Consider the following 23,405-nt stretch of genomic DNA (forward strand, 5'->3'; position numbering starts at 1 on the left):
TACGACAGCGTGCAGGTTCTATACGGAGCGGCCATCCCGCGCGATTCTTTTCATGGCCTAAGCCACAAACGGGTCGATGCCCCAGCTTTTACAGTATCCACTCTGCCCTTTTTCCCGGTCGATCCGGCTTGCACTCGCAGAGTGCAATGTCGAATTCGAATCAGTGGAAGAACGCCCCTGGGAATGGAGGCCGGAGTTTATCCAGATGAACCCCGCCGGCACAGTGCCGGTTTTTGTCACAGATGAGGGCGTGCCGGTCTGCGGCGCCTATGCGATCTCCGAATATCTGCACGAGACCGTGCCGGCGCCGTCGCAAGGCCGCGGCTTCCAGCTCTTCCCGGGCAATGCGGAAGAGCGGGCCGAGGTGCGCCGTCTGGTCGACTGGTTCCAGCGCAAATTCAACGAAGAGGTCACCGGCTATCTTCTGGAAGAGAAGGTGTTCCGCCGCTTCGGCCCGAAGAGCGGTTCGCCCGATGCCGATGCGATGCGCGCCGGACGGGAGAATTTGCGCTACCACTTAAGCTATATTTCGCATCTGTCGGACCAGCGGAGCTGGCTCGCCGGCGAGAGCCTGAGCTTTGCCGATCTCGCCGCGGCGGCGCATCTTTCGGCGCTGGATTATCTCGGCGAAGTGCCGTGGGAGCAGTTCGAGCTGGCCAAGAGCTGGTATGCTCTTCTGAAGTCGCGCCCCTCGTTCCGGCCACTTCTGGCCGACCGCGTGGCGGGCTTCACCCCGGCGGAGACCTATGCCGATCTCGATTTTTGATCCAGGCGCATCGCCCTGGGCAAAAAACAAGGGCGCAGATTTGGCCAAAGATCCTGGCACAGAGCTGAAGCAACACATCACCGACGAGGCCAAGGCGCTCGGCTTCGATGTGGTGCGCTTCGCTGCCGCCGAACCGCCGGACGGTGTGGCAGACGCGCTGGATGCGTTTCTGGCCGCCGGCAAGCATGGCGATATGGGCTGGATGGAGGCCCATGCCGAGCGGCGCAAGGATCCCAAAGCGCTGTGGCCGGAGGCGGAGAGCATCGTCGTGCTGGGGATGAATTACGGTGGCACGGAAAATCCGCTGGATGCGCTGAAGGACAAAACCAGAGGCGCGATCTCGCTCTACGCCAAGCGGGCCGATTATCACGACATCATCAAGAAGAAGCTGAAAGCGCTGGCGCGCCGCATGCAGGAGATGACGGCGGGTGAAGTGAAGGTGTTCGTCGACACCGCGCCGGTGATGGAGAAGCCCATCGCCGCCAAGGCCGGGCTCGGCTGGCAGGGCAAGAACACGCTGCTGACCAGCCGGGAATTCGGCCCCTGGCTGTTCATCGGCTCGATCTTCACCACGGTCAAAATCGCGCCCGACGAACCGGAGGCCGATCACTGCGGCGGCTGCACGCGCTGTCTCGATATCTGCCCGACGGAGGCGTTCGATGCGCCCTACAGCCTCGATGCGCGGCGCTGCATCGCCTATCTGACCATCGAGCATAAGGGGCATATCCCAGAGGAGTTCCGCGCATCCATCGGCAACCGCATCTTCGGCTGCGACGATTGCCTGGCAGTTTGCCCGTGGAACAAGTTCGCGAGCCAGACGCGGGAGACCAAGCTAGCGATCCGGGCCGATGCCGACAATCCGTTCCTTGCCGAGCTGCTCGCACTGGACGACGCCGCGTTCCGGGACCGCTTCCGCGGCACACCGATCAAGCGCACCGGGCGCGACCGCTTTTTGCGCAATGTGCTGATCGCGGCGGGGAATTCGAACGAGGCGGCGCTGGTGCCACAGGTCGAGGCGCTGCTGGGGGACGAGTCGTCTCTGGTGCGGGCCATGGCGGTGTGGGCGCTGTCGCGTCTTGCGCCGGACCGCATCGCCGCGCTGCGCCCTCTTTATCTCAAATCAGAGACCGATCCCGAGACAGCCGCCGAATGGCAGCGGGAGAAGCAAGCGGCGTGAGCAAGCTCTTCTGTTTCGGGCTCGGCTTTTCGGCGGAGACGCTTGCCGCACGGCTTGCGGGCGATGGCTGGGAGATCGCCGGCACCTCGCGCGACGCGGCCAAAGCGGCCCGGCTCGCCGCAAAGGGCTACGCGATGGCGCGCTTTGCCGGGGCCGAGGATGTGGCCAGCGTCCTGCCTCTCCTAGAGGGCACGACGCATCTACTGCTCTCCATCCCGCCGGGGGATGAGGGCGACCCGGCGCTGGCCTTGTTCGGCGATGCGCTTCGCAAGCTCTCCAGCCTGGAATGGGTCGGCTATCTCGGCACGGTCGGGGTCTATGGCGATCAGGGCGGGGCGTTGGTGGACGAGACGGTGGCGCCCAATCCGAAATCGAAGCGGGCGCTGGCGCGGGCCGCCGCGGAGAAAGCCTGGCTGGCCTTCGGCGAGGCGACAGGCGTGCCGGTGCAGATTTTCCGCCTGGCCGGCATTTACGGGCCCGGCCGAAGCCCGCTGGATAAGGTGCGGGAGGGGAAAGCCCGCCGCATCGTCAAGCCGGGCCAGGTGTTCAGCCGCATCCATGTCGCCGATATCGCTTCGGTTTTGGAGGCCTCCCTCGCCAAACCGAACGGCGGCGCGATCTACAACGTCGCCGATAACGAGCCGGCACCGCCGCAGGATGTGGTGGCCTATGCCGCCGAGCTTCTGGAGGTGACGCCGCCGCCGGAAGTGCCGTTCGAGGAGGCGGATCTCTCGCCCATGGCGCGGAGCTTCTATGCCGACCGGCGGCGAATCGACAATTCCCGCATCAAGTCAGAGTTGGGGGTGGAACTGGCCTATCCCACCTACCGGGAAGGCCTCGCCTCACTGCTCTAGGCAATCTCTTCGAGCACGCCTTCGATGGTCCGGGTCAGGCGGGCGATATCCTGCGGCCGCGACAGGCGGTGGTCGGCATCCTTGATCAGATCGAGCTCGACATCGCCGCCGGCCAGAATCTCCACCAGGGCCAGGGCGTGACGCCAGGGAACGTCCGGGTCCTCCATGCCTTGCAGAATGCGCACCGGGCATTTCGGATCGAAGCGGCTGCCGGCCAAGAGATGCGTGCGCCCCTCCTCGATCAGCAATTTGCTCAAAGGATATGGATCGCCATAGAGCGAGGGCTGGTAGTAGATGCCCTTCTCCTCGATCTCGCGGCGGATCTCGTCGGTGAAGCGATGCCACATCAGGCTCTCGGTCATATCCCAGGCCGGCGCGATGAGGACGATGCCGGCAAGACGATCGCCCTTTCCCGTCTCGATCAGATGGCGTGCGAGCAACAGCGACAGCCAGCCGCCCATGGAGGAGCCGACCAGCAGGATCGGGCGGTCGCCCATTCTCTCGGAGATGGCGATGGATTCCTCCAGCCAATCGCCCATGGCACCGTCGGCGACCTTGCCGCTGGAGACGCCATGGCCGGAATAATCGAAGCGCATCATCGGAAGGTCTTTTGCGGCCGCCCATTCGGCAAGCGCGCTGACCTTGGTACTCGCCATGTCGGACAAAAACCCGGAAAGCCAGAGGATGCCGGCCGGCGCATCCGCACTGCCTTCGTCATACCGGAAGGCGATTTTGCGGGGCGCGCCTTGCGGCGTGCCGCGCTGCGGTCCCAAATCCAGGAATTGCGGTTCCGTGCCGTCCACCTTATCAAGCTCCCCTGTTCAGCCTTGTCATCATTTGCGAGCGAAATGGCGCGACCGACCATATTGCAGATCGTGCCCCGGGTCGAAACCGGCGGCAGCGAACAATCCGCGTTGGAGATCAACGCCGCGCTGACCCGCGCCGGCGCCACCTCGCTGGTGGTCTCCGAGGGCGGAGCACTCGCCGAGCAGATTGCCAAGGATGGCGGCATCAACATCTATATGAAGGCGGCGAGCAAGAATCCGGCGGTGATTATCGCCAACGCCTTCCGGCTGCGGCGAATAATCGCTGAGCGCAATGTCGACCTGCTGCACGCGCGGAGCCGGGCGCCGGCCTGGAGCGCGCTGATGGCGGCGCGGATGACGGGCAAGCCGTTCGTCACCACCTATCACGGCTCCTATAGCAGCAAGGCGCCGTTCAAGACGCTCTACAACAGCGTGATGGCGCGGGGCGATACGGTGATTGCCAATTCGCGCTTCACCGCCAAGCTGGTGCATGAGCGGCACGGAACGCCTTACGAGAAGATGCCGGTGATCTTCCGCGGCATCGACACGGAGGCCTTCGATCCGGCGGCGGTGAGCGAAGCGCGGCTCGAGGCCTTGCGCAAGGCGTGGGGGATTTCGCCCAAGACACGGGTGGTGCTGCAGGCGGCGCGGCTGACCCATTGGAAAGGCCAGCGCTATGTGATTGAAGCGGCAGGGCTATTGCAGAAACAGGGGCAGCTCGGCGACACCGTCTTCGTGCTGGCGGGCGGCGCGCAAGGCCGGGAGAGCTATGCTGCGGAGCTGAACGAGCTGATCGCGCAGCTCGGGCTCGGCGACCATGTCCTGATGGTCGGCCATTGCGCCGACATGGCGGCGGCGCAGCGCCTCGCCGATATCAGCATCGTTGCCTCGACCCAGGCGGAAACCTTCGGCCGCGCCAGCATCGAGGCGCAGGCGATGGGCGCGCCGGTGATCGTCACCGATATCGGCGCCGCACCCGAGACGCTGATACCGGAGAACACCGACCGGAAGGCCTTCACCGGCTGGATCGTTCCGCCGGCCGATAGCGCCGGTTTGGCAGCACGTCTGGCCTCGGTGCTGTCGCTGTCACACGCTGAGCGCGAGTCCATTGCGGCACGCGCCACAACCCATGCAAGAGAAGTTTTTTCACTTCGCACTATGCAAAGCCAAACCCTTGAGGTGTATGATGAAATTTTGGGGGCGCGGCTCTTGGACACGTGGCGGAGTTTAGCCGCAAAACAGCCATAGTTGCCGCCTCTGCTGTAAGCTCTTGTTAACCCTGTCGGTGCGATCCTCCGAGACTGAATTGAGGCGTGGAGTTTTTATTACCATGTTGATGGAGAGCTCGAGCGCGTTCCAGGGAGAGGCTCTTCGTCAAAACGCCTCGTCGGAACCGCTCTATTTTCTTTATCATGTCCCGAAATGCGCGGGCCGCACCATCGACCGTCACCTTGGGACATTCGCGCCCGAGGGGAGCTATTACCGTTCGCGTAAGCGCAAAGGGCCGACCCGGTTTTTCCGCACGCGCTATTCGCTGGCGGGCATGCCCCATCCGGCAGGCTTGAAGGCCATCAGCGGCCACTACATCGGAACGTCCCTGGAAAATGTGGCCGGCGGCCGCGATGTCCGGCGCACGGTTTTGCTGCGCGACCCGGTCAGCCATTTCGTCTCCTATTACAATTTCCGCATGGCGCGCTATATCCGCGGCGGCGGGCTGCCTTACAGCTTCGAGCTGGCTTATGGCGCCACGCGGCGGAATTTCGTCACCCATTTCATCCTGCGCAATTTCCTCGAGACGCCGAACGCCAAGCTGATGGTGATGAGCGACGCGGAGAAATGGGAGCGGGTCAATGCGTTCCTGGCCGGCTGCTGGTTCGTCGGCGACTATAGCCGCTGCAGCGAGCTGATCGCGTCGATCGCGCCGGATCTCAAAGTACCGGGCACGGCAACGCCGGAGAACATCTTCAGCGGCGCGGGCGAGTTCGCCGATTGGCGCCCGGTGTATCTGGGCGACCTGACCGCGGCGCAGCTTTCCCGAATCCGTGAGGAAAATCATCTGGATCAGCGTCTTTGGGAAACCTGGCGCGATGCCGGGCGCGACGTCGACTCGATCCTGCCCGTGCCTTACGAGCAAGGTGCCGGGCAGAACTTCCCGACAGCCGAGGCTTCGCGGCTCATCTATCAGACGCGCCGGCGTATCGCCCGCCGCTGGTCGTCGCCGGAACGTCAAATGGCGTCTCTGTTCGGCTGGGATGACGACGACGCGCCGCAGCTCGGCTAGCCATCCCTACCTTGCGCAAAAACACACGACTTACGAATACCCTGACGAACCGCTATCTTGCGGCCACGGATTGAGTTATTGGCTTGATCGTTTCCATGACGACAGCCATTTCGCAGGGCACTTTTATGCGCAACTTCGCGACGAAGCTGGCTGTGGCGCTTCCGCCACTGTTCTTCCTTGCGCCACTTCTCTGCATCATCGCCCCGCGCTTGACCGTGACCACCTTGGTCGTGCTCGCCTCGGTGGTCATCGTTCTGGCGCTGCTGGAAGGGACGAAGCTGCGGGAGCTTTTCAAGCTCGACCTCACCTTCGTTCTGCTTATTGCCGCCGGCGCCTATCTCTTCGTCAACGCGACCTGGTCCGCCGATAGCGAGCGTGCACTCGGGAAAGCCGCGGTGTTCCTGCTCTTCGCGGTTCTCACCTACGGCTCTGTCCGTGCGTTGATAGAATGGCCGGTGCAACGGGCCAAGGCGGCTGGAATGGGCTTTGCCCTCGGCACCACTTTCGGTCTGGCGTTTCTATTGTTCGAGCTCGCCACCCATCAATGGCTGGCGCGTACGGTCTACAACAATTTCTCTTTCGCCGTGCCTCACGGCACCAAGGGGTTCGTCATCCGCCACGGGGAAATCCGGCGGATCCCGACTTTCGAGCTCAATCGCGATGTCGGCGTATTGCTGATCAGCCTGTGGCCGGCGCTGCTCTACCTCTTCGTCGCTCGGGGCGGGCGCGTGTGCCAGGCGCTCGGCACGATCCTCGCTGTCGGCAGTGCGATCGCGATCTATGCCTCCGCACACGATACCTCGCAGATCGCCTTGCCGATCAGCCTGATCGTCTTCGCCGTCGCGCTGGCTTGGCCGCGCGGCGCCTGGCTTGGTGTCACGGCAGCGTGGTGCCTGGCCTTCGCGCTGGTCATTCCGCTCGCGGTCTCTGCCTTTAACAACGGGCTGCACGAGGCCGAGTGGATTCCCTATTCCGGCCGCGCCCGCATCATCCTTTGGGCCTATACCGCGGAGGATGTGCACAAAGCGCCGATCGGCGGGATCGGCATCAGCACCACGCGCGCCGAAAGCGCCAAGCCGAAGCTGCGCGCCAAATCGCAAGAGGCGAAGAAAAAGGGCAGCTATGCCTGGTATGCGGGACCGCACGCCCATAACGAGTATCTGCAGACCTGGTACGAGCTGGGCGTGATCGGCGTCATCTTATTCATGGCCGCCGGAGCGGCGATTTTAGGCGTGATCGGCCGGCTCGCCTCGCCTAACCGAGCCTTCATGCTCGCCCATTTCGCCGCATTCGCGACGATCTCGGCGTCGGGCTGGGGCATGTGGCAGACTTGGCTTATGGCCCTAGCAGGCCTGCCGGCGATCTATGGCGCCCTAGCTGTCGTTGCGGCGCGGAAACTGCCGGCCGCCACCGAAGCCCAAAGCTAGTGACAGAGTCTGGCACCGGAGGTGCAAACATAGGGCGAGACGACGCCGTGCCAGCACAGCGTATAGGCCTGCCTGTCGACCACGGGCGAGACATAGAGGTCGTCGCGGACACCGCTGCGCCAATAGGGCTTCGGTTTCGGCTTGGCGGCGCTCATTACCCCGGTCACGCCCGGATGTTCGGTCCGCCATTCGCCGATCGCCTCCTGCAGCGCGCCGCGGGAATCGTCGACCGCCTCCGGTTTCACGATGCCGTCGGCGGTGCCGGAAAACATGACGCATTCGCTGAATGCGGCTGCCGGCGTGGCCGAGCAGGCCGCCGCAGCGACCACCATGATGGCCGATGCCATCGCCAATACCCGATTGGAAACGCGTTTTGTCCGAGCCGTGTGCATTGCCCCTCTCCGCTATCGCTATGGGGCACAATCGTCCCCCGCATGACCCCGCGCCCAGGCTTTCGCAGCATAAGTCGCGATTCTCGGCCACACTTGCCGCAGCTTAGAGCATGTGCCCTCTTGCGGCGATTGACTTGTCAGGCCTATTTCCCATCCTATAGAAATTGCAACGCAGCGCCGTAAAGGCGGGCTGTCGCGGACGACTCTAAGAAAGACATAGCCTCCGCGAACCGTTCTGCAACAGAGGAGATCGACACATCGCAAGACGGCCAATGAAGATTACTCCCAACCGGGAGGGCCCACGCACCAATGAGGGCATTCAATCACCGACAATCCAGCTTATCGACGAGGACGGCAACAATATCGGCGCCGTCGCGATCGAGGATGGTATCGCGCGCGCTATGGAGGCGGGGCTCGACCTCGTCGAGATCGCGCCGAATTCCGAGCCACCCGTCTGCAAGATCATGGATTTCGGCAAATACAAGTACCAGGCCCAGAAGAAGGCCGCCGAGGCGCGGAAAAAGACCCGCACCGTCGAGATCAAAGAGATCAAGATGCGGCCGAATATCGACATCCATGATTACAGCGTGAAGATGCGATCGATTCAGCGGTTCTTCGAGGAAGGCGACAAGGTCAAGGTGACCTTGCGGTTCCGCGGCCGCGAGATGGCGCATCAGGAACTCGGCATGCAGCTGCTCAACCGGGTCAAGCAAGACACCAATGAGCTGGCGAAGGTCGAGTCGGAGCCGAAGCTCGAAGGCCGCCAGATGGTCATGGTGCTGGCCCCGCGCTAATGGCGGCGGCGCAATCGGCACCGGCCCGCGCACTATCTCAAGCCAGATTTATGTGACACACGTTCATGCGACCTTGGGTTTGAGCTCTGCGGCAAGCTCCGCCGCCGGGTGCTGCTCGGCGGCCGGGGCCGGCTTGCCGAAGAGATAGCCCTGTCCCTGGCGGCAACCGAGCTCGATCAGGCGGCGGCGCACCGCTTCCGTCTCGATGCCCTCGGCGGTCACGTTCAGGCCGAGCGCAGCACCGAGGCGGATCATCGCCGCGGCAAGATCGCATGCCCCCTTATCCTCCGCGATATGGGTGATGTAGGAGCGGTCGATCTTCAGCGTATCGAGCTGCAATTCGCGTAGGTGCTTCAGACCGGCATAGCCGGTGCCGAAATCGTCGAGCGCAATGCGAAAGCCAAGCTTACGAAGTGCCGCCAAGGTCGTCTTGGCCTCGGCAAGCCGGCGCAGCATGGCCGTTTCGGTTATCTCGATCTCCAGACGCCGCGGCGGATAGTCGTGGCGCGCCAGGATGGCAGCGATCCGCTCGCAAAGCAGCGTGTCGGTGAATTGGCGCGGCGACAGGTTGACCGCGATATAGATATGCTCCGGCCAGTGGGAAGCGGCCGCAACCGCGCTGTCCAGCAGCTTGTAGGTGAGCTGGCCGATAAGCCCGGTATCCTCGGCGATGGCGACAAAGGCATCCGGGCCCAACCGACCGCGCGTCGGGTGATCCCAACGGGCCAGCACCTCATAGCCGACCGGCTCGGCGGAGCGGAGATCGACGATAGGCTGGAAATACGGGACGATCTCGCCCTCCTCGATGGCCTGCCTCATCTCACGCTCGAGCTGGATCCGCTGGCGAAGCCGCTCGTCCATATCGGCGTCGAAGAAGTGATAGGCACCGCGGCCTTCGGTCTTGGCGCGGTACATGGCCATGTCGGCGCGGCGCAGCAGGGTATTCACCCGGCCGCCTTCGCAATCGGCGCAATCGGTTGCGAATGTCTCAACCGGATCGTAGACGGCAATGCCGATACTGGCTCCGACCTCCACCGATAGCTCGTCGAGCAGGATCGGCTCGGAGGCTTCATGGACGATCCGCCGCGCGACCCGGAACGCCGTCTCGGAGTCGTCGAACTGCAAAACGATCCCGAATTCGTCGCCACTCAGCCGGGCCACATCGCCCCTATTGCCGACAATGGCGATCAGCCGGCGCGCAACGGTGCGCAGCGCCTCATCGCCCATTCTGTGACCATAGAGATCGTTGACCGACTTGAAATGATCGAGATCGACGATCATCACGACCAAGTTCTCGCCGGGCCGCAATGTGTCGGCGCGGTTCCCGACGAGCTCCACGAAGCCTGGACGGTTGGGAAGACCGGTCATGGCGTCGTGTCTGGCAAGCATGGAGGCCTTCTCCTCCGCCTCGACGCGCTTCCGGATCGCGCGTCTCAGATCGGTCAGCCGCCGCACCGCATAGACGAAGCCGGCAATACCCACCAGCGTGAGGGCGTGGAGCACTTCGTCGAGTTCCCACGCCTCGTTGCGAGCAAGAAAGTGATGCAGCTGGTCATGAAAGTCGATCACGTAGAAAACGACGAAAACGACAACAGCCAGGATGGCGAGCACTAGCGCGTCGCGCCGCTCGCGCCTCCGCCAGCTTCGTTTCAGCCATGCCGTAGCGCGGTTCGCACGCCATTTTGGAAGCCATAGAAAATCAGTCATACGCATGATGTAAGAAACCGAAATCTATTTATCCTTCAGACGCTTGGGTCTTATCTGATTGTAAGAACCGGCGCCCCAACCGAGTCTTAATGCTTTGGATAAAATAGAAGGCGGTCGCCGCCGCGGAATCGGCGGCAAATCGGCTCGCCAATCGCGGCCTCACACCCCTTGCCTCCCAAGGCGCCGCGCTTTATAAGGCGCTGGCTAGCAGAACGGCCTGGCGGGGCATGCCATGGCGGTTCGCAATGCTTCGTTCATCCTAATCGGATGTTTTCTGACACGCCGGGCTGCCCCGATGCATCCCGGCTTCAACGCGTAAGGAAGCGAAATGCCCAAGATGAAGACCAAGAGCGGTGCCAAGAAGCGCTTCAAGATCACGGCTAAGGGCCGTGTGAAATGCCAGGCCGCCGGTAAGCAGCACGGAATGATCAAGCGTACCAACAAGTTCATCCGTAACGCCCGCGGCACCTTCGTCCTGTCCGATCAGGACGCGAAGGTCGTGAAGCAGCATTTTCTCCCCTACGGCCGCTAGGCCCAGGGAAGCCTTTCTCTAAAGGAGCACCGATATGTCCCGTGTGAAACGCGGCGTTACCACCCATGCTCGCCACCGCAAGGTGATCAAGCAGGCCAAGGGTTATTACGGCCGCCGCAAGAATACCATTCGCGTCGCCAAGCAGGCCGTCGACAAGGCCGGGCAGTATGCCTATCGCGACCGCAAGGTCCGCAAGCGCAGCTTCCGCTCGCTTTGGATCCAGCGCATCAATGCCGCCGCCCGCGCCAACGGCCTGACCTATGGCCGCTTCATCGACGGGCTGAACAAGGCGGGTATCGAGCTGGACCGCAAGGTGCTGGCGGATATCGCCGTGCGCGAGCCGGAGACCTTCAAGAACCTGGTGGAGGCTGCCGCCTCCGCCGCCAAGGCGTAAAACGCCCACGCGTTCAAGGATTACTCGGACTTCTCAAGGACATCGACGATGACCGCGGCCACGCTCGATACACTCAAAACCGAGCTTCTGGCGGCTATCGACGCGGCGTCCGATCTGAGTGCCCTGGACGAGGTGCGCGTTGCCAGCCTCGGCAAGAAGGGCCGCATCTCGGAGCTGATGAAGACGCTCAGCGGCATGGCGCCGGAAGAGCGCAAGAGCTTCGGCCAAGCCGTCAATGCGCTGAAAGACGAGATTGGCGCCGCGCTGGAAGAAAAGCGCGGAGCGCTCGCCCGCGCAGCGATGGCAGAGCGGCTCGCCTCGGAGCGCGAAGACATCACCCTGCCGGTGCGCCCCGGGCCTTTGGCCGAGGGCCGCATCCATCCGGTGAGCCAGGTGATCGACGAGATCACCGAGATCTTCGCCGATATGGGCTTCTCCATCGCCGAGGGGCCGGATATCGAGACCGACTTCCATAATTTCACGGCGCTGAATATTCCCGAAGAGCATCCGGCGCGGCAGGACCACGACACGTTCTATTTTGGCCGCCGCGAGGACGGATCGCGCCCCGTGCTGCGCACCCATACGAGCCCGGTGCAGATCCGCACCATGCTTAAGGAAAAGCCGCCGCTGCGCATCATCGCGCCAGGCCGCGTCTACCGCTCCGATTCCGATCAGACCCACACGCCGATGTTCCATCAGGTCGAAGGTCTTGTCGTCGACGAGGAGACGCATCTGGGGCATCTGAAATGGGTGCTGGAAGAATTCTGCAAGGCGTTCTTCGAGGTGGACAGCGTGAAGATGCGCTTCCGCGCCAGCTATTTTCCGTTCACCGAGCCCTCCATGGAGGTGGATATCGGCTACGCCAAGGTGGGCGACGAGATCCGCATCGGCGAGGGCGACGAGTGGCTGGAGATCTTGGGCTGCGGCATGGTCAATCCCAATGTGCTGCGAAACGTCGATCTCGACCCGGCGCGCTATCAGGGCTTTGCCTTCGGCGTCGGCATCGACCGGCTGGCGATGCTGAAATACGGCATGCCGGATCTGCGCGCCTTCTTCGCCGCCGATTTGCGCTGGCTGAAGCATTACGGCTTCGTGCCGCTGGCCGTACCCACTCTTGCCGGGGGGCTGAGCTAGGCGATGAAGTTCACCCTCTCCTGGCTCAAGCAGCATCTTGAGACCGACGCCTCCTTAGCGGAGATTGCCGACACCCTGACCGAGATCGGTCTGGAGGTGGAGGAGATCGTCGATCCGGCCGAAGCGCTTTCCGCCTTCACCGTGGCCTACGTCGCCAAATGCGAGAAGCACCCCGACGCCGACAAGCTGCAGGTCTGCACGGTCGAGACCGGCAACGGCACGTTCCAGGTGGTGTGCGGCGCGGCCAACGCCCATGCCGGCATGAAAGGGGTGTTCGCTCCCGTCGGCACCTACGTGCCCGGCATCGATCTGACTCTGACCAAGGCGAAGATCCGCGGCGTGGAATCCTTCGGCATGCTGTGCTCGGAGCGGGAGCTTGAGCTCTCCGACGAGCATCACGGTATCATCGAACTCAGCGAAGACGCCGAGGTCGGAAGCCCGGCGGCGGCGGCACTGGGGCTCACCGATGCGGTGATCGATATCGCCATCACCCCGAACCGCCCCGACTGCCTGGCGGTCTCCGGTATTGCACGGGACCTGGCGGCAGCCGGGCTCGGGACGTTCAAAGATCAGCCGGTTGCGCCGGTGCAGGGCAGCTTTGCCAATCCGCAGCCGATCGCATTGGAGTTCTCGGCCGAGACGGCAAGCGCCTGCCCGGTCTTTGCGGGCCGCGTGGTCAAGGGCGTCAAGAACGGCCCCAGCCCCGACTGGCTGCAGGCCAAGCTGAAGGCGATCGGGCTCCGGCCGATCAACGCGCTGGTCGATATTACCAATTATATCTCCTACGACCGGGCGCGGCCGCTGCATGTCTACGACGCCGACAAGCTGTCGGGCACGATCAAGGCACGGCTCGGCGAGACGGGCGAGCGCTTCGAAGCGCTGGACGGCAAGACCTATGAGGTGGACGCTGAGGCCTGCGTGATCGCCGACGATGCACGCGTGCTCGGGCTCGGCGGCATCATGGGTGGCGAGGAGACCGGCTGCACCGAGGAGACCGTCAACGTGTTCATCGAATCGGCCTATTTCGATCCGATCCGCACGGCGAAGACCGGCCGCCGGCTGAATATCATTTCCGACGCGCGGTTCCGTTTCGAGCGCGGCGTCGATCCGGCCTTTGTGGTGCCGGGGCTTGAGCTTGCCACCGAGATGGTTTTGGAGCTTTGCGGTGGCGAGGCTTCGGAAATCGAAATCGCCGGCGAAGCACCGGAGGGTAATTCGTCCTTCAGCTTCGATATCTCGGAGGTGAAGCGGCTCAGCGGTCTGGAACTTGCGCCGGAGAAGATCGAACAGCTGCTGACCGCGCTCGGCTTCGGGCTTCGCGGCAGCGCGCCGGTGTTCGAGGTCAGCGTTCCCTCCTGGCGCCCGGATGTCTTTGGCCCCGCCGATATCGTGGAAGAGGTGGTGCGCCTGGTGGGCGTCGCCAACGTCCCGGCCACGCCGATGCCGCGCGTTTCCGGGGTCGCCAAGCCGGTGCTGACCGAGATGCAGAAGCGCCAGCGGCGCGCCCGCCGGCTGCTTGCCGGGCGCGGCCTGGTCGAGGCGGTGACCTGGTCGTTCATTCCGAAAAAAGAGGCCGAGGCCTTCGGCGGCGGTCAGGCTTCGCTGGTGCTCGACAATCCGATCTCCAGCGAGCTTTCCGATATGCGGCCGAGCCTGCTGCCGGGGCTGATCACGGCAGCGCAGCGCAATGCCGATCGCGGCCTCGATGACGGGGCGCTGTTCGAGCTCGGCCAGATTTACGGCGGCGACCAGCCGGAGGATCAGCGGATTGCCGCAAGCGGCGTGCGTTTCGGCAATATCGGGCTCGAGGGCTCGGGGCGCGACTGGGCCGGCAATGCCAAGCCGGCGGATGTGTTCGCCGCCAAGGCCGATCTCGCCGCCCTGCTCGATGCGCTGGGGCTTGATGCCTCGAATCTGATGATCGTGGCCGAAGCCCCCGACTGGTTCCATCCCGGCCGGTCCGGCTCGTTCAAGCTGGGGCCGAAAGTGACGCTTGGCGTGTTCGGCGAGATCCACCCGCTCACGCTGGAAGCGCTTGGCGCGGACGGACCGATGGCGGCGTTCGAGCTGGATCTCGGCGCGCTGCCCCAGCCGAAGCGTAAGGGCCGCAGCCGTTCGGCGCTCGGCGCCTCCGACCTGCAGGCCGTGCGCCGCGACTTCGCCTTCCTGGTGGATGCGGACGTCCCCGCCGGCGATTTGCTGCGCGCTGCCCGCGGCGCCGACAAGGCACTGATCTCGAATGTGGGCCTATTCGACGTGTTCACCGGCAAAGGCGTGCCGGAGGGCAAGAAGTCTCTCGCTATCGAGGTGACCTTGCAGCCGATCGAAAAGACCCTGACCGACAAGGAGATCGACGCGGTGGCGGAAAAGATCGTCGCCGCGGTGGTCAAAGCGACGGGCGGCGAGTTGCGGGGTTAGGCTTCGCCGCCTCCTCCGTCGTCATGCCCGGACTTGATCCGGGCATCCACGCCGTTCCCGCGCAGCTCGCGCCTCGGCACACTTCTGGCACTGAACAAGCCGAAGCGAAACGGCATGGATTGCCGGGTCAAGCCCGGCAATGACGAAGGCGGTTGAGCGAGACGTCGTGATCCACCTCTCCCAATGGGAGAGGTCGGAACGCAGCATGCGTTCCGGGTGAGGGGTTACAAACTCTCGATAGCGCGCAGCCCCCTCACCCTTTCCGCCGAACGACTTGGCCTGTGGCCAAGATCGTGGCGGAAAGCCCTCTCCCCGTCGGGGAGAGGGCGCAAGCCGTACCCTCACGCACTCCCGATGAGCACGCCGGTGGCAAAGACGATGGTGCCGCCGAGGACGACCTCGAACACCGCCTGCAGGAAGCGGGTGTCCATATAGCGGGCGCGCACCCAGGCGATGGCCCACAGCTCCACCACGACGATGACGCAGGCGACCACGAAGGCGGTCCAGAAATTGCCAATCAGGAACGGCAAGGTGTGGCCGAGCCCGCCGATGGCGGTCATGGCGCCGGTGACCAGGCCGCGCAGCCAGGGATGGCCGCGCCCGGTCAGCGAACCGTCATCGGAAAGCGCCTCGGCAAAGCCCATGGAGATGCCGGCGCCGATGGAGGCGGCAAGGCCGACCAGGAAGGTGGCCCAGGTGTCGTGGGTGGCAAACGCGGCAGCGAAGATCGGCGCCAGAGTCGAGACCGAGCCGTCCATCAGCCCGGCGAGCCCCGGCTGCACGATCTGCAGCACGAAGAGGCGGCGGCGGGTCTCCTTCTCGGCGGCTTCCGCCGAGGCATCGACGATCTTCGCCTCCAGCTTCTCGGCCAGCACCTCGTGGCTCTGCTCGGCCTGGGCGAGATCGCCTAAGAGCTTGCGGATGCCGGCGTCGGTGGCGCGTGACATGGCCTGCTCGTAGAAGCGCCGCGTCTCGTATTCCATCTCCTCGACTTGCTTCCTCACCCGCTCCGGGCCCACCGCCTTCATCAGCCAGACCGGCTTATGCTGCACGAAGCCGTGCACGTCCTGGCGGCGGATCAGCGGGATGTGCTCGCCGAATTTCTTGCGGTGGAGGTCGATCAGCCATTGCCGGTGATGGTCCTCCTCCTTCGCCATCTCGCGCAGCACCTCGGCCGAGGCGGGATAGTGCTCCTCCAGCGCGCGGGCATAGTCGCGATAGAAGCGGGCGTCCTCCTCCTCCAGGGAGATGGCGAGCGCCACGATCTGCTCTTCGGTGAGTTCGGAGAAACGTTTCATTCCGGACGTCCAATATGCGTATTTAGAATAGTTCTAAAATATAGGGTTGGCGTGTAGGTGGCAAGGGCGGTGAGGCGAATTTGCGCGGCCCATCATAGCGTCATTGCCGGGCTTGACCCGGCAATCCAGGGCGGCACGCACAGAATCCACCGCCCTGGATCCCCGGGTCTCGCTTCGCTCGCCCGAGGATGACGCCGCAGGGGCCGACCGACGCCGTTCTCGGCTTCGTCATGGCCGGGCTCGCGCTCAAGCAGCGGAGCGGTAGCGCAAAAAGACCTCCCGGCCATCCACGTCTTAGATGCGGTGCCAGTACTCCGTGGATGCCCGGATCAAGTCCGGGCATGACGACTGTAATGGGGGCGAGACCTTGGCCTCAAGCCTACTCCGCGGCGATGCGGGTGGCGGTGTCGAAGCCGAAATTGTGGTCGCGGGCGTAGAGCAGCATGGTGCGCTCGGCGAGCGCGGTGATGGTGAGCAGCGGGTTGCAGCCGATGGAGCGGGGGATCACCGCGCCGTCGCAGACATAGAGCCCGTCATGCACCGCTTCGCCGCTTACCCCGGCAAAGACCTGGCCCTTGTGATTGACCACGCCGGAGCTTGCATCCTCGCCCATGCCGCAGCCGCCGAGCGGATGGGCCGTGGCCGGCTTGGCGCCGGTGGCGGAAAGCGGATGCTTGATATAGCGGGCGCCGACGGTTTCGGCAGCCTTGGTCAGCGCCGCATCGACCCGGGCGAAGACCGGCTCCTCCTCCACCTTGGGCCAGCGCAGCTTCAGCTTGCCGTCCTCTAGCGTGAGCCTGCCGGAAGCGGTGTCGTGGGAGACCACGAAGAAGGTGTGGAGATGGGAGAGCGGGCCTTCATAGACGCCCTTCACCAGGCTTTGCGCCGCGCCGAGGAGACGCCCGCCGGAGACGAAGAAGACCGGTAGAAGCGGCGCCACCGCCGAGGGAAGCACACCCTCCTGGATGGTCATGCCGAGATTGACGTCTTGCTCGTCGGGCAGCTCGATCTGGCCGGTGACGCAAGACCCCACCGCGTCGCCGACGAATTTCGGCGGGGTGCCGACGCCAATGGCATTGACCCTTGTCTCCTTGCCCAGCGCGAAGGCGATGATATCGCCGTTGGAAGAAAAGCCGGTGCCGAGCCGGTCGGAGACGGGCAAGCCGTTCTCGCGGGAGCGGAGCAGGATCTCCGTCGAGCCCAGCGTGCCGGCGCCGAGGATCACCGAGCGGGCGGCGATTGAGCGCTCCGCGCCGTCCTTTGCACCGGTGTCGCGGATATGCACGCGCCAGCCATCTTCGGTCTTCTCCAGATGGGTGACGGTGATCTCGGTGAAGATCTCCGCGCCATGGGCCTTGGCATCGGGCAGATAGGTCAGCGCGATGGTATTCTTCGCCCCGACATTGCAGCCGGAACAGCAATCGCCGCACAGCTCGCATGCCGGCTGCTCGACGCCGGCCCAGTTGGTGCGGTCCTCGAAATTCACCACCACGGGTGTGGCCACCGGCGCCTTGCCCATCCCTTCGCCGATCTTCTGCAGGGATTTGAACTTCGTCAGACGGGCCGCTTCGGAGAACCGCGTCGGCGAGAGCCCGGCGCGGGCGCGCTCGAAGCCGAGATCGATCAGCCCGTCCTGGCGGATTTCTTCCGGCCAGGCCGCGTCCTGGAAAACGCGCGGCTCGGGCTGCAGGGCGACGGCGGCGTTGATCAGCGAGCCGCCGCCAAGGCCGCAGCCGACCAGCACGTGCATATCCTCGCCCATGCGGAAATCGTACAGCCCGGTTTCGGCGCCGGAGCGCATCTTGCCGCCGCGGATCTGCAGCTCGCGGCGCAGCTCCGGCAGGCGGGCGGGAAAATCGCCGGTGGCGACCTCGCGGCCGCGCTCGATGACGCAGACCCGCTGGCCGGCGCGGGCGAGGCGCGAGGCGGCGACGCCGGCGCCGTAGCCGGAGCCGACGACCACGACGTCATAGGCCGGCTGCATGTGCTCGGCGGATGAGCTCAAGGGTGTGCGCATCCCTACCCAATAGCGAAATCTGGGAAGGTTCTAAAGCGGTATTGCTGCGGCGGAAAAGCGGCGGTGCCGCCGCCTTGATCGCGCATCACTTCCGTTCACGGCTTTGCGAGAGGCCATTCCGGGCGGTGCGCGGCTCGCTTATCTTCACCGCAACGACAAGACGTAAGGAGCGTTCGATGGGAGAGACCCGGATAGGACGGCGCGCGGCGATGACGGCCGCGGCTCTGATGCTTGCAGCGGTGTTCGGCCTGGCGCCCCGCCCGGCCTCAGCGGAAAGCGAGACGGCGATCTTCGCCGGCGGCTGCTTCTGGTGCGTGGAGGCGGCGTTCGACGGCGTCAAAGGCGTGACCGAGACGGTCTCCGGCTATGCCGGCGGCACCAAGCCGAACCCGACCTATGGCGACCATGCCGGCTATCAGGAGGCGGTGAAGGTCACCTACGACCCGTCCAAGGTGGATTACGCCGCCCTGCTCGACACCTATTGGCACAATATCGACCCGTTCGATCCGCGCGGGCAGTTTTGCGACAAGGGCGAGGCCTACCGCTCGGTGATCTTCACCGGAAATGCGCAAGAAGAGGCGCTGGCCAAGAAGACCAAGGCGGATATCGCGACGAAATTCGGCGAGAAAGTCGACACCGAGATCAAGCCGGCGACCACCTTCACGGCGGCGGAAGACTATCACCAGAACTACCACCACAAGAATCCGATCAGCTACAAATTCTATAAATGGAATTGCGGCCGGGCTCAGCGTCTGGAAGAAATTTGGGGACCGGCACACTCGTAAAGCGGGTGGCAGGCTGAAAGGGAACGGCTCATGGCACATGAAAAAGTCATGGCGCGTGAAGTCATCTACCGGCATGCGGGCACGGTCCGCTTGACCCACTGGATCAACGTGCTCTGCCTGCTGGTCTTGCTGATGAGCGGCTTGCAGATCTTCAACGCCCATCCGGCGCTGTATTTCGGCTCGACTTCGGATTTCGCCGATCCTGCAGTCGCCATGACGTACGAGCGCGATGGACCGGACGGGCCGATCGGCGTGACCGATCTGTTCGGCACCCGCTTCGACACCACCGGCTGGCTCGGCGGCGGGTATGAGGCGGACGGCGAATTCCAGCGCTATGGCTTTCCCTGGTCGATCACGCTGCCCGGCTTCCGCTCGCTGGCCAAGGGGCGGAGCTGGCATTTCTTCTTCGCCTGGGCCTTCGTGATCAACGGGCTGATCTATCTCGGCTACACCCTCCTCAGCGGCCATCTGCGGCGGGATCTGGCGCCGGACCGCGGCCAGCTGAAAGGCATCTGGCAAAGCATCAAGGATCACGCGCTGTTCCGCTTCGATCACGGCGAGGAGGCGAAGCGCTATAACGTGCTGCAGAAGCTCTCCTATCTGATCGTGATCTTCATCCTGCTACCGCTGATGCTGGCGACCGGGCTCACCATGTCGCCCGGCATGGATGCCGCCTTCCCCTGGCTCCTGGATATTTTCGGCGGGCGGCAATCGGCGCGGACGATCCACTTCATCTCGGCCAGCCTGATCGTGCTGTTCGTCCTGGTGCATGTGTTCATGGTTCTGGTCACCGGGGTCTGGAACAACCTCCGCTCGATGATCACCGGGCGCTTTGTGATTAAGACCGAGGAGGCCGAAGGATGAGCAAAAAACAGGTCAGCCGCCGGAGCTTTCTCACCCGTGGCGCGGCGCTTGGCGGCACGCTGCTGCTCGGCGGCTGCGACAGCCTCTCCCGCGATCCGCTGGTGCAGCGGATCCTGGCGAGCGCCGAGACGCTGACGGAAGCGGTACAGCGGGCGATCCTGACGCCGAACGATCTGGCGCGGGAATATGCGCATGAGGATATCTCCGCCGACTTCAAGGCCAACGGATCGACCAATCCGCGCACGCCGGATTATCTGGCCCTGGCGGAAAACGACTTCCGCGATTGGCGGCTGGAGGTTGGCGGGCTGGTGCAGAACGAGCTCAGCCTCTCGCTGGACGAGCTTCGCGCCATGCCCTCGCGCAGCCAGATCACCCGGCACGACTGCGTGGAAGGGTGGAGCTGCATCGGCCAATGGAAGGGCGTCCAGCTCTCCCATGTGCTGAACAAGGCCGCGCTGAAGCCGAACGCGAAATATATCGTGTTCTATTGCTATGACGATCTCGGCCGCGGCGGCTCCGAAGACAGCCGCTATTACGAATCCATCGCCTTTCCCGACGCGTTTCACGAGCAGACCATCCTGGCCTACGAGATGAACGGCGAGCGGCTCGGCATTCCGCACGGCGCCCCGTTGCGCGTCCGGGTGGAGCGGCAGCTCGGCTATAAGATGGCGAAATACATCCGCCGCATCGAGGCGGTGGAAAGCTTCGACGATATCCGCGGCGGCCATGGCGGGTTCTGGGAAGACCGCGGCTATACTTGGTACGCAGGCATTTAAGGCCCACACCAGTTAAGCGACCCCCACCCCAACCCTCCCCCTTCTAGGGGGAGGGAGCTTCGAATCGCCGACGCTGCGCAGCGCGCCGCACCTCCCCCTAGAAGGGGGAGGTCGAGTTGGCTCTGGCCAACTCGGGTGGGGGGCATTTGCCTCGCCGCCGGACCTCTGCGGATATCACCTCCCAAACACCTGCCAAGTTTCGCGTCACCTCCAGATTGCTGAAGCGCAACACCGCGATCCCAAGCTCACACAGATAGCGATCCCGCCGCCTGTCGCGCGCGATGCGATAGGCGTGTTCGTTGCCATCTAGTTCGATGGCGAGTTTCAGGGACGGACAATAGAAGTCGAGTACATATGGTCCCACCGGATGCTGCCGGCGAAAGGCGACGCCAAGCTGGTCACCGCGAAGCGCGCGCCACATCTTCTGCTCCACAGGAGACATGCGCCTGCGCAACGACCGCGCACGATCAGTTGCCGCTTCGGTCCTTGAAAATCGAGAGCCCATCCTATGAGCCTAGGCCGAAGTGACCCCCACCCCACCCCTCCCCCTTCTAGGGGGAGGGAGCTCGGCCCTGCGATCTCGCCCGATGCCTTCGCACACAAAAAAGGGCCCGCCGGAGCAGCGGGCCCTTCTTTCGTCGCTTAGGGAGAGACGACTTTTACGAGGCCGCGCGCTTCGCGGCCTTGTCCATCTTGCTGGACTGCTTCTGATAGGCCTTGCAGTCGGACCGCATGGCTTTGCGCATGCCCCGGTCGTCCGGGTAGTGCTGCTTGGCGAGCTTGCGGCAGTTCATGGAATCGCCCATCGGACCGGAAAGCGGACCGGCGATGGCGGGCGCCGCGGCGCCCATTCCGAGGACGGCAATACCGGCAGCGGCAAGAACGGTCTTCTTCAGCATGGCTGAACTCCCTTATCTGGGTTTGAGGGTGTCCCTCTCAGGGACCAGCTCTAAACGCTGCAAGTTCGAAAGCGGTTTCCACGCACGCTTAAAATTATTGTGATTTTTCAGTGGTTTATCCGCCTTGTTTTGGCCGCATCTGTGGCCGCGGCAAGGCTGGCGGAAAAAGCGCCGCCGCTGCGTCCAGACTAGCGCTTGACGGGGATTGCGCCGCTGATACAAGCCCGGTCCATGGACAAAAAGAGTTTCACGCCCCAGTCCCATATCCGGAACTTCTCGATCATCGCCCATATCGATCATGGCAAGTCGACGCTCGCCGACCGCCTGATCCAGCTTTGCGGCGGGCTGACGATGCGGGAGATGAAGGAACAGGTGCTCGACTCCATGGAGATCGAGCGCGAGCGGGGCATCACCATCAAGGCCCAAACCGTCCGCCTGGAATACAAGGCGAAGAACGGCGAGACCTATGAGCTGAACCTGATCGACACGCCCGGCCATGTCGACTTCGCCTATGAGGTGAACCGCAGCCTGGCGGCCTGCGAGGGATCGCTTCTGGTGGTGGATGCGACCCAAGGCGTCGAGGCGCAGACCCTGGCCAATGTGTATCAGGCCATCGAGGTCGATCACGAGATCATCCCCGTCCTCAACAAGACCGACCTTCCCGCCTCCGAACCGGAGCGGGTGCGCCAGCAGATCGAGGACGTGATCGGGCTGGACGCCTCGGGCGCGCTGGAGATCTCGGCCAAGACCGGCGTCGGCGTCGATGCGGTGCTGGAAGCCATCGTGGAGCGGCTGCCCCCGCCCCATGGCGAGGTCGACAAGCCGCTGAAGGCGCTTCTGGTGGATAGCTGGTACGACGCCTATCTCGGCGTGGTGGTGCTGGTGCGCATCATCGACGGCGCGTTGCGCAAAGGGCAGCGCATCAAGCTGATGTCGACCGGCGCCTCCTATCAGGTGGATACGGTTGGTATCTTCCGCCCGAAGAAAGAGATGCGCGATGCGCTGGGGCCCGGCGAGATCGGCTTCTTCACCGCTTCGATCAAGCAGGTGGCCGATACCCGCGTCGGCGATACCGTCACCGACGAGAGGAAGCCGACGGAAGAGGCGCTGCCGGGCTTCAAGCCGGCCCAGCCCGTGGTGTTCTGCGGCCTATTTCCGGTGGATGCCTCGGATTTCGAGGATTTGCGCGAGGCGGTCGCCAAGCTGCGGCTCAACGATGCCAGCTTCTCCTATGAGATGGAGACCTCCGCGGCGCTCGGCTTCGGCTTCCGCTGCGGCTTTCTCGGCCTGCTGCATCTGGAGATCATCCGCGAGCGGCTGGAGCGCGAATTCAATATCGAGCTGATCACCACCGCCCCGTCGGTGGTCTACGAGATCTATCTCACCGACGGTAAGATGCTGGAGCTGCACAACCCGGCCGATATGCCGGATGTGCAAAAGATCGAGCATATCGAGGAGCCGTGGATCGAGGCTTCGATCCTGGTACCGGACGAATTCCTCGGCGCGGTGCTGAAGCTCTGCGAGGACCGGCGCGGCCGGCAGAAGACCCTCACCTATGCCGGCAGCCGTGCCATGGTGGTCTATGCGCTGCCGCTGAACGAGGTGGTGTTCGACTTCTACGACCGGCTGAAATCGGTGACCCGCGGCTATGCCAGCTTCGACTACAACATCACCGGTTATGAAGACGGCGACCTGGTGAAGATGTCGATCCTGGTCAATGACGAGCCGGTGGATGCGCTGTCGGTGATCGTCAGCCGCTCGCGGGCGGAAGCGCGCGGCCGGGCCATGGTGGAGCGGCTGAAAGATCTGATCCCGCGGCATCTGTTCAAGATCCCGGTGCAAGCGGCGATCGGCGGCAAGGTGATCGCGCGCGAGACCATCAGCGCCATGCGCAAAGACGTCACCGCGAAGTGCTATGGTGGCGACATCACCCGTAAGCGGAAGCTTCTGGAGAAGCAGAAGGCGGGTAAGAAGAAGATGCGGAGCTTCGGTCGGGTGGACATCCCGCAAGAGGCCTTCATCGCGGCGCTGAAGATGGACGCGGATTAGGCGCTTTTTCGAGGGCGCCGGGCTCCGCGCCGCTG

At 63.9% G+C, this 23,405-nt stretch carries 22 protein-coding genes; 15 read left to right on the plus strand and 7 right to left on the minus strand.

The features are described 5' to 3' along the window. The first annotated feature begins 76 nt into the window (after positions 1-76). From HT051_RS00585 to HT051_RS00595, 3 genes are read left to right on the plus strand one after another with little or no spacing between them, the layout of a single operon-like run. Positions 77-766, plus strand: a complete 690-nt coding sequence (locus HT051_RS00585; RefSeq protein WP_174540231.1) for a glutathione S-transferase family protein — start codon at positions 77-79, stop codon at positions 764-766. Continuing rightward, positions 747-1,943: a tRNA epoxyqueuosine(34) reductase QueG gene (queG, locus tag HT051_RS00590; RefSeq protein WP_174540232.1), complete on the plus strand. Its 1,197-nt coding sequence runs from the start codon at positions 747-749 to the stop codon at positions 1,941-1,943. The genes HT051_RS00585 and queG overlap by 20 nt, the downstream gene beginning before the upstream one ends. Continuing rightward, positions 1,940-2,797 carry an SDR family oxidoreductase gene (locus HT051_RS00595; protein ID WP_246810125.1) on the plus strand — a complete coding sequence of 286 codons (858 nt, stop codon included), beginning with the start codon at positions 1,940-1,942 and terminating at the stop codon, positions 2,795-2,797. Before queG ends, HT051_RS00595 begins: the two co-directional genes overlap by 4 nt. Here the strand turns inward: HT051_RS00595 and HT051_RS00600 are convergent. Further along, entirely contained in the window at positions 2,794-3,600 is an 807-nt protein-coding gene (locus HT051_RS00600) for a carboxylesterase (RefSeq protein WP_174540234.1), read from the minus strand. The two genes, HT051_RS00595 and HT051_RS00600, sit on opposite strands and share 4 nt — an antisense overlap. A 45-nt stretch (positions 3,601-3,645) precedes the next feature. On the opposite strand from HT051_RS00600, the gene HT051_RS00605 reads away from it, so the two are divergent. The 3 genes from HT051_RS00605 (at position 3,646) to HT051_RS00615 (ending at position 7,311) form a co-directional block, all read left to right on the plus strand. Further along, entirely contained in the window at positions 3,646-4,851 is a 1,206-nt protein-coding gene (locus tag HT051_RS00605; protein WP_174540235.1) for a glycosyltransferase family 4 protein, read from the plus strand. An 82-nt stretch (positions 4,852-4,933) separates the two neighbouring features. After that, on the plus strand, positions 4,934-5,884 hold the full coding sequence (locus tag HT051_RS00610; RefSeq protein WP_174540236.1) for a sulfotransferase family 2 domain-containing protein: 951 nt from the start codon (positions 4,934-4,936) through the stop codon (positions 5,882-5,884). A gap of 125 nt (positions 5,885-6,009) precedes the next feature. Then, positions 6,010-7,311, plus strand: coding sequence for an O-antigen ligase (locus HT051_RS00615; RefSeq protein WP_174540237.1), 1,302 nt, complete (start codon positions 6,010-6,012; stop codon positions 7,309-7,311). On the opposite strand, the gene HT051_RS00620 is transcribed toward HT051_RS00615, so the two are convergent. Beyond that, a complete protein-coding gene (locus HT051_RS00620) occupies positions 7,308-7,658 on the minus strand; it encodes a hypothetical protein (protein ID WP_174540238.1) in 351 nt (116 codons plus the stop codon). The genes HT051_RS00615 and HT051_RS00620 overlap by 4 nt on opposite strands. 317 nt (positions 7,659-7,975) lie before the next feature. Between HT051_RS00620 and infC the strand changes: the two genes are divergently transcribed. Further along, complete coding sequence (gene infC / locus HT051_RS00625; RefSeq protein WP_174540239.1) at positions 7,976-8,497, plus strand: translation initiation factor IF-3; 522 nt, start codon at positions 7,976-7,978, stop codon at positions 8,495-8,497. Positions 8,498-8,560: 63 nt separating this feature from the next. On the opposite strand, the gene HT051_RS00630 is transcribed toward infC, so the two are convergent. Next, complete coding sequence (locus HT051_RS00630; RefSeq protein WP_208454348.1) at positions 8,561-10,108, minus strand: bifunctional diguanylate cyclase/phosphodiesterase; 1,548 nt, start codon at positions 10,106-10,108, stop codon at positions 8,561-8,563. Positions 10,109-10,532: 424 nt separating this feature from the next. Here HT051_RS00630 and rpmI point away from each other — a divergent pair, with 424 nt between their 5' ends. The 4 genes from rpmI to pheT are packed head-to-tail and all read left to right on the plus strand — an operon-like array spanning position 10,533 to position 14,682. Beyond that, positions 10,533-10,736 carry a 50S ribosomal protein L35 gene (gene rpmI, locus HT051_RS00635; RefSeq protein ID WP_174540241.1) on the plus strand — a complete coding sequence of 68 codons (204 nt, stop codon included), beginning with the start codon at positions 10,533-10,535 and terminating at the stop codon, positions 10,734-10,736. 34 nt (positions 10,737-10,770) lie between these two features. Further along, positions 10,771-11,130, plus strand: coding sequence for a 50S ribosomal protein L20 (gene rplT, locus HT051_RS00640; RefSeq protein ID WP_174540242.1), 360 nt, complete (start codon positions 10,771-10,773; stop codon positions 11,128-11,130). A 48-nt stretch (positions 11,131-11,178) separates the two neighbouring features. Further along, entirely contained in the window at positions 11,179-12,264 is a 1,086-nt protein-coding gene (gene pheS, locus HT051_RS00645) for a phenylalanine--tRNA ligase subunit alpha (RefSeq protein WP_174540243.1), read from the plus strand. A 3-nt stretch (positions 12,265-12,267) separates the two neighbouring features. Continuing rightward, entirely contained in the window at positions 12,268-14,682 is a 2,415-nt protein-coding gene (gene pheT, locus HT051_RS00650) for a phenylalanine--tRNA ligase subunit beta (RefSeq protein WP_174540244.1), read from the plus strand. 341 nt (positions 14,683-15,023) lie between these two features. On the opposite strand, the gene mbfA is transcribed toward pheT, so the two are convergent. Continuing rightward, a complete protein-coding gene (gene mbfA / locus HT051_RS00655) occupies positions 15,024-15,980 on the minus strand; it encodes an iron exporter MbfA (RefSeq protein WP_174540245.1) in 957 nt (318 codons plus the stop codon). Between the two features lie 379 nt (positions 15,981-16,359). After that, complete coding sequence (locus HT051_RS00660) at positions 16,360-17,985, minus strand: GMC family oxidoreductase N-terminal domain-containing protein (protein ID WP_174540246.1); 1,626 nt, start codon at positions 17,983-17,985, stop codon at positions 16,360-16,362. 221 nt (positions 17,986-18,206) lie between these two features. Here HT051_RS00660 and msrA point away from each other — a divergent pair, with 221 nt between their 5' ends. The 3 genes from msrA to HT051_RS00675 are packed head-to-tail and all read left to right on the plus strand — an operon-like array spanning position 18,207 to position 20,422. Next, positions 18,207-18,782, plus strand: a complete 576-nt coding sequence (msrA, locus tag HT051_RS00665) for a peptide-methionine (S)-S-oxide reductase MsrA (RefSeq protein WP_246810126.1) — start codon at positions 18,207-18,209, stop codon at positions 18,780-18,782. A 48-nt stretch (positions 18,783-18,830) separates the two neighbouring features. Then, a complete protein-coding gene (locus tag HT051_RS00670) occupies positions 18,831-19,646 on the plus strand; it encodes a cytochrome b/b6 domain-containing protein (RefSeq protein WP_246810127.1) in 816 nt (271 codons plus the stop codon). Next, the gene (locus tag HT051_RS00675) at positions 19,643-20,422 is read left to right on the plus strand and encodes a molybdopterin-dependent oxidoreductase (RefSeq protein ID WP_174540248.1); all 780 of its coding nucleotides are present in this window, start codon (positions 19,643-19,645) and stop codon (positions 20,420-20,422) included. The genes HT051_RS00670 and HT051_RS00675 overlap by 4 nt, the downstream gene beginning before the upstream one ends. A 97-nt stretch (positions 20,423-20,519) precedes the next feature. On the opposite strand, the gene HT051_RS15245 is transcribed toward HT051_RS00675, so the two are convergent. After that, complete coding sequence (locus tag HT051_RS15245; protein WP_174540249.1) at positions 20,520-20,927, minus strand: endonuclease domain-containing protein; 408 nt, start codon at positions 20,925-20,927, stop codon at positions 20,520-20,522. Positions 20,928-21,081: 154 nt separating this feature from the next. Further along, entirely contained in the window at positions 21,082-21,321 is a 240-nt protein-coding gene (locus HT051_RS00685) for a hypothetical protein (RefSeq protein WP_174540250.1), read from the minus strand. A gap of 231 nt (positions 21,322-21,552) precedes the next feature. On the opposite strand from HT051_RS00685, the gene lepA reads away from it, so the two are divergent. Beyond that, complete coding sequence (lepA, locus tag HT051_RS00690) at positions 21,553-23,370, plus strand: translation elongation factor 4 (RefSeq protein ID WP_174540251.1); 1,818 nt, start codon at positions 21,553-21,555, stop codon at positions 23,368-23,370. The last annotated feature ends 35 nt before the right edge of the window (positions 23,371-23,405 follow it).

It is taken from the genome of Methyloligella sp. GL2, from assembly GCF_013341275.1.
Classification (GTDB): Bacteria; Pseudomonadota; Alphaproteobacteria; order Rhizobiales; family Methyloligellaceae; genus Methyloligella.

Excerpts from the sequence above, each read along its gene's own strand:
- HT051_RS00585 (WP_174540231.1), top strand. The coding sequence starts at position 77 with ATGCCCCAGCTTTTACAGTATCCACTCTGCCCTTTTTCCCGGTCGATC.
- queG (WP_174540232.1), top strand. The coding sequence starts at position 747 with ATGCCGATCTCGATTTTTGATCCAGGCGCATCGCCCTGGGCAAAAAAC.
- HT051_RS00605 (WP_174540235.1), top strand. The coding sequence starts at position 3,646 with ATGGCGCGACCGACCATATTGCAGATCGTGCCCCGGGTCGAAACCGGC.
- HT051_RS00610 (WP_174540236.1), top strand. The coding sequence starts at position 4,934 with ATGTTGATGGAGAGCTCGAGCGCGTTCCAGGGAGAGGCTCTTCGTCAA.
- HT051_RS00615 (WP_174540237.1), top strand. The coding sequence starts at position 6,010 with ATGCGCAACTTCGCGACGAAGCTGGCTGTGGCGCTTCCGCCACTGTTC.
- HT051_RS00620 (WP_174540238.1), bottom strand. The coding sequence starts at position 7,658 with ATGGCATCGGCCATCATGGTGGTCGCTGCGGCGGCCTGCTCGGCCACG.
- infC (WP_174540239.1), top strand. The coding sequence starts at position 7,976 with ATGAAGATTACTCCCAACCGGGAGGGCCCACGCACCAATGAGGGCATT.
- rpmI (WP_174540241.1), top strand. The coding sequence starts at position 10,533 with ATGCCCAAGATGAAGACCAAGAGCGGTGCCAAGAAGCGCTTCAAGATC.
- rplT (WP_174540242.1), top strand. The coding sequence starts at position 10,771 with ATGTCCCGTGTGAAACGCGGCGTTACCACCCATGCTCGCCACCGCAAG.
- pheS (WP_174540243.1), top strand. The coding sequence starts at position 11,179 with ATGACCGCGGCCACGCTCGATACACTCAAAACCGAGCTTCTGGCGGCT.
- pheT (WP_174540244.1), top strand. The coding sequence starts at position 12,268 with ATGAAGTTCACCCTCTCCTGGCTCAAGCAGCATCTTGAGACCGACGCC.
- mbfA (WP_174540245.1), bottom strand. The coding sequence starts at position 15,980 with ATGAAACGTTTCTCCGAACTCACCGAAGAGCAGATCGTGGCGCTCGCC.
- msrA (WP_246810126.1), top strand. The coding sequence starts at position 18,207 with ATGACGGCCGCGGCTCTGATGCTTGCAGCGGTGTTCGGCCTGGCGCCC.
- HT051_RS00670 (WP_246810127.1), top strand. The coding sequence starts at position 18,831 with ATGGCGCGTGAAGTCATCTACCGGCATGCGGGCACGGTCCGCTTGACC.
- HT051_RS00675 (WP_174540248.1), top strand. The coding sequence starts at position 19,643 with ATGAGCAAAAAACAGGTCAGCCGCCGGAGCTTTCTCACCCGTGGCGCG.
- HT051_RS15245 (WP_174540249.1), bottom strand. The coding sequence starts at position 20,927 with ATGGGCTCTCGATTTTCAAGGACCGAAGCGGCAACTGATCGTGCGCGG.
- HT051_RS00685 (WP_174540250.1), bottom strand. The coding sequence starts at position 21,321 with ATGCTGAAGAAGACCGTTCTTGCCGCTGCCGGTATTGCCGTCCTCGGA.
- lepA (WP_174540251.1), top strand. The coding sequence starts at position 21,553 with ATGGACAAAAAGAGTTTCACGCCCCAGTCCCATATCCGGAACTTCTCG.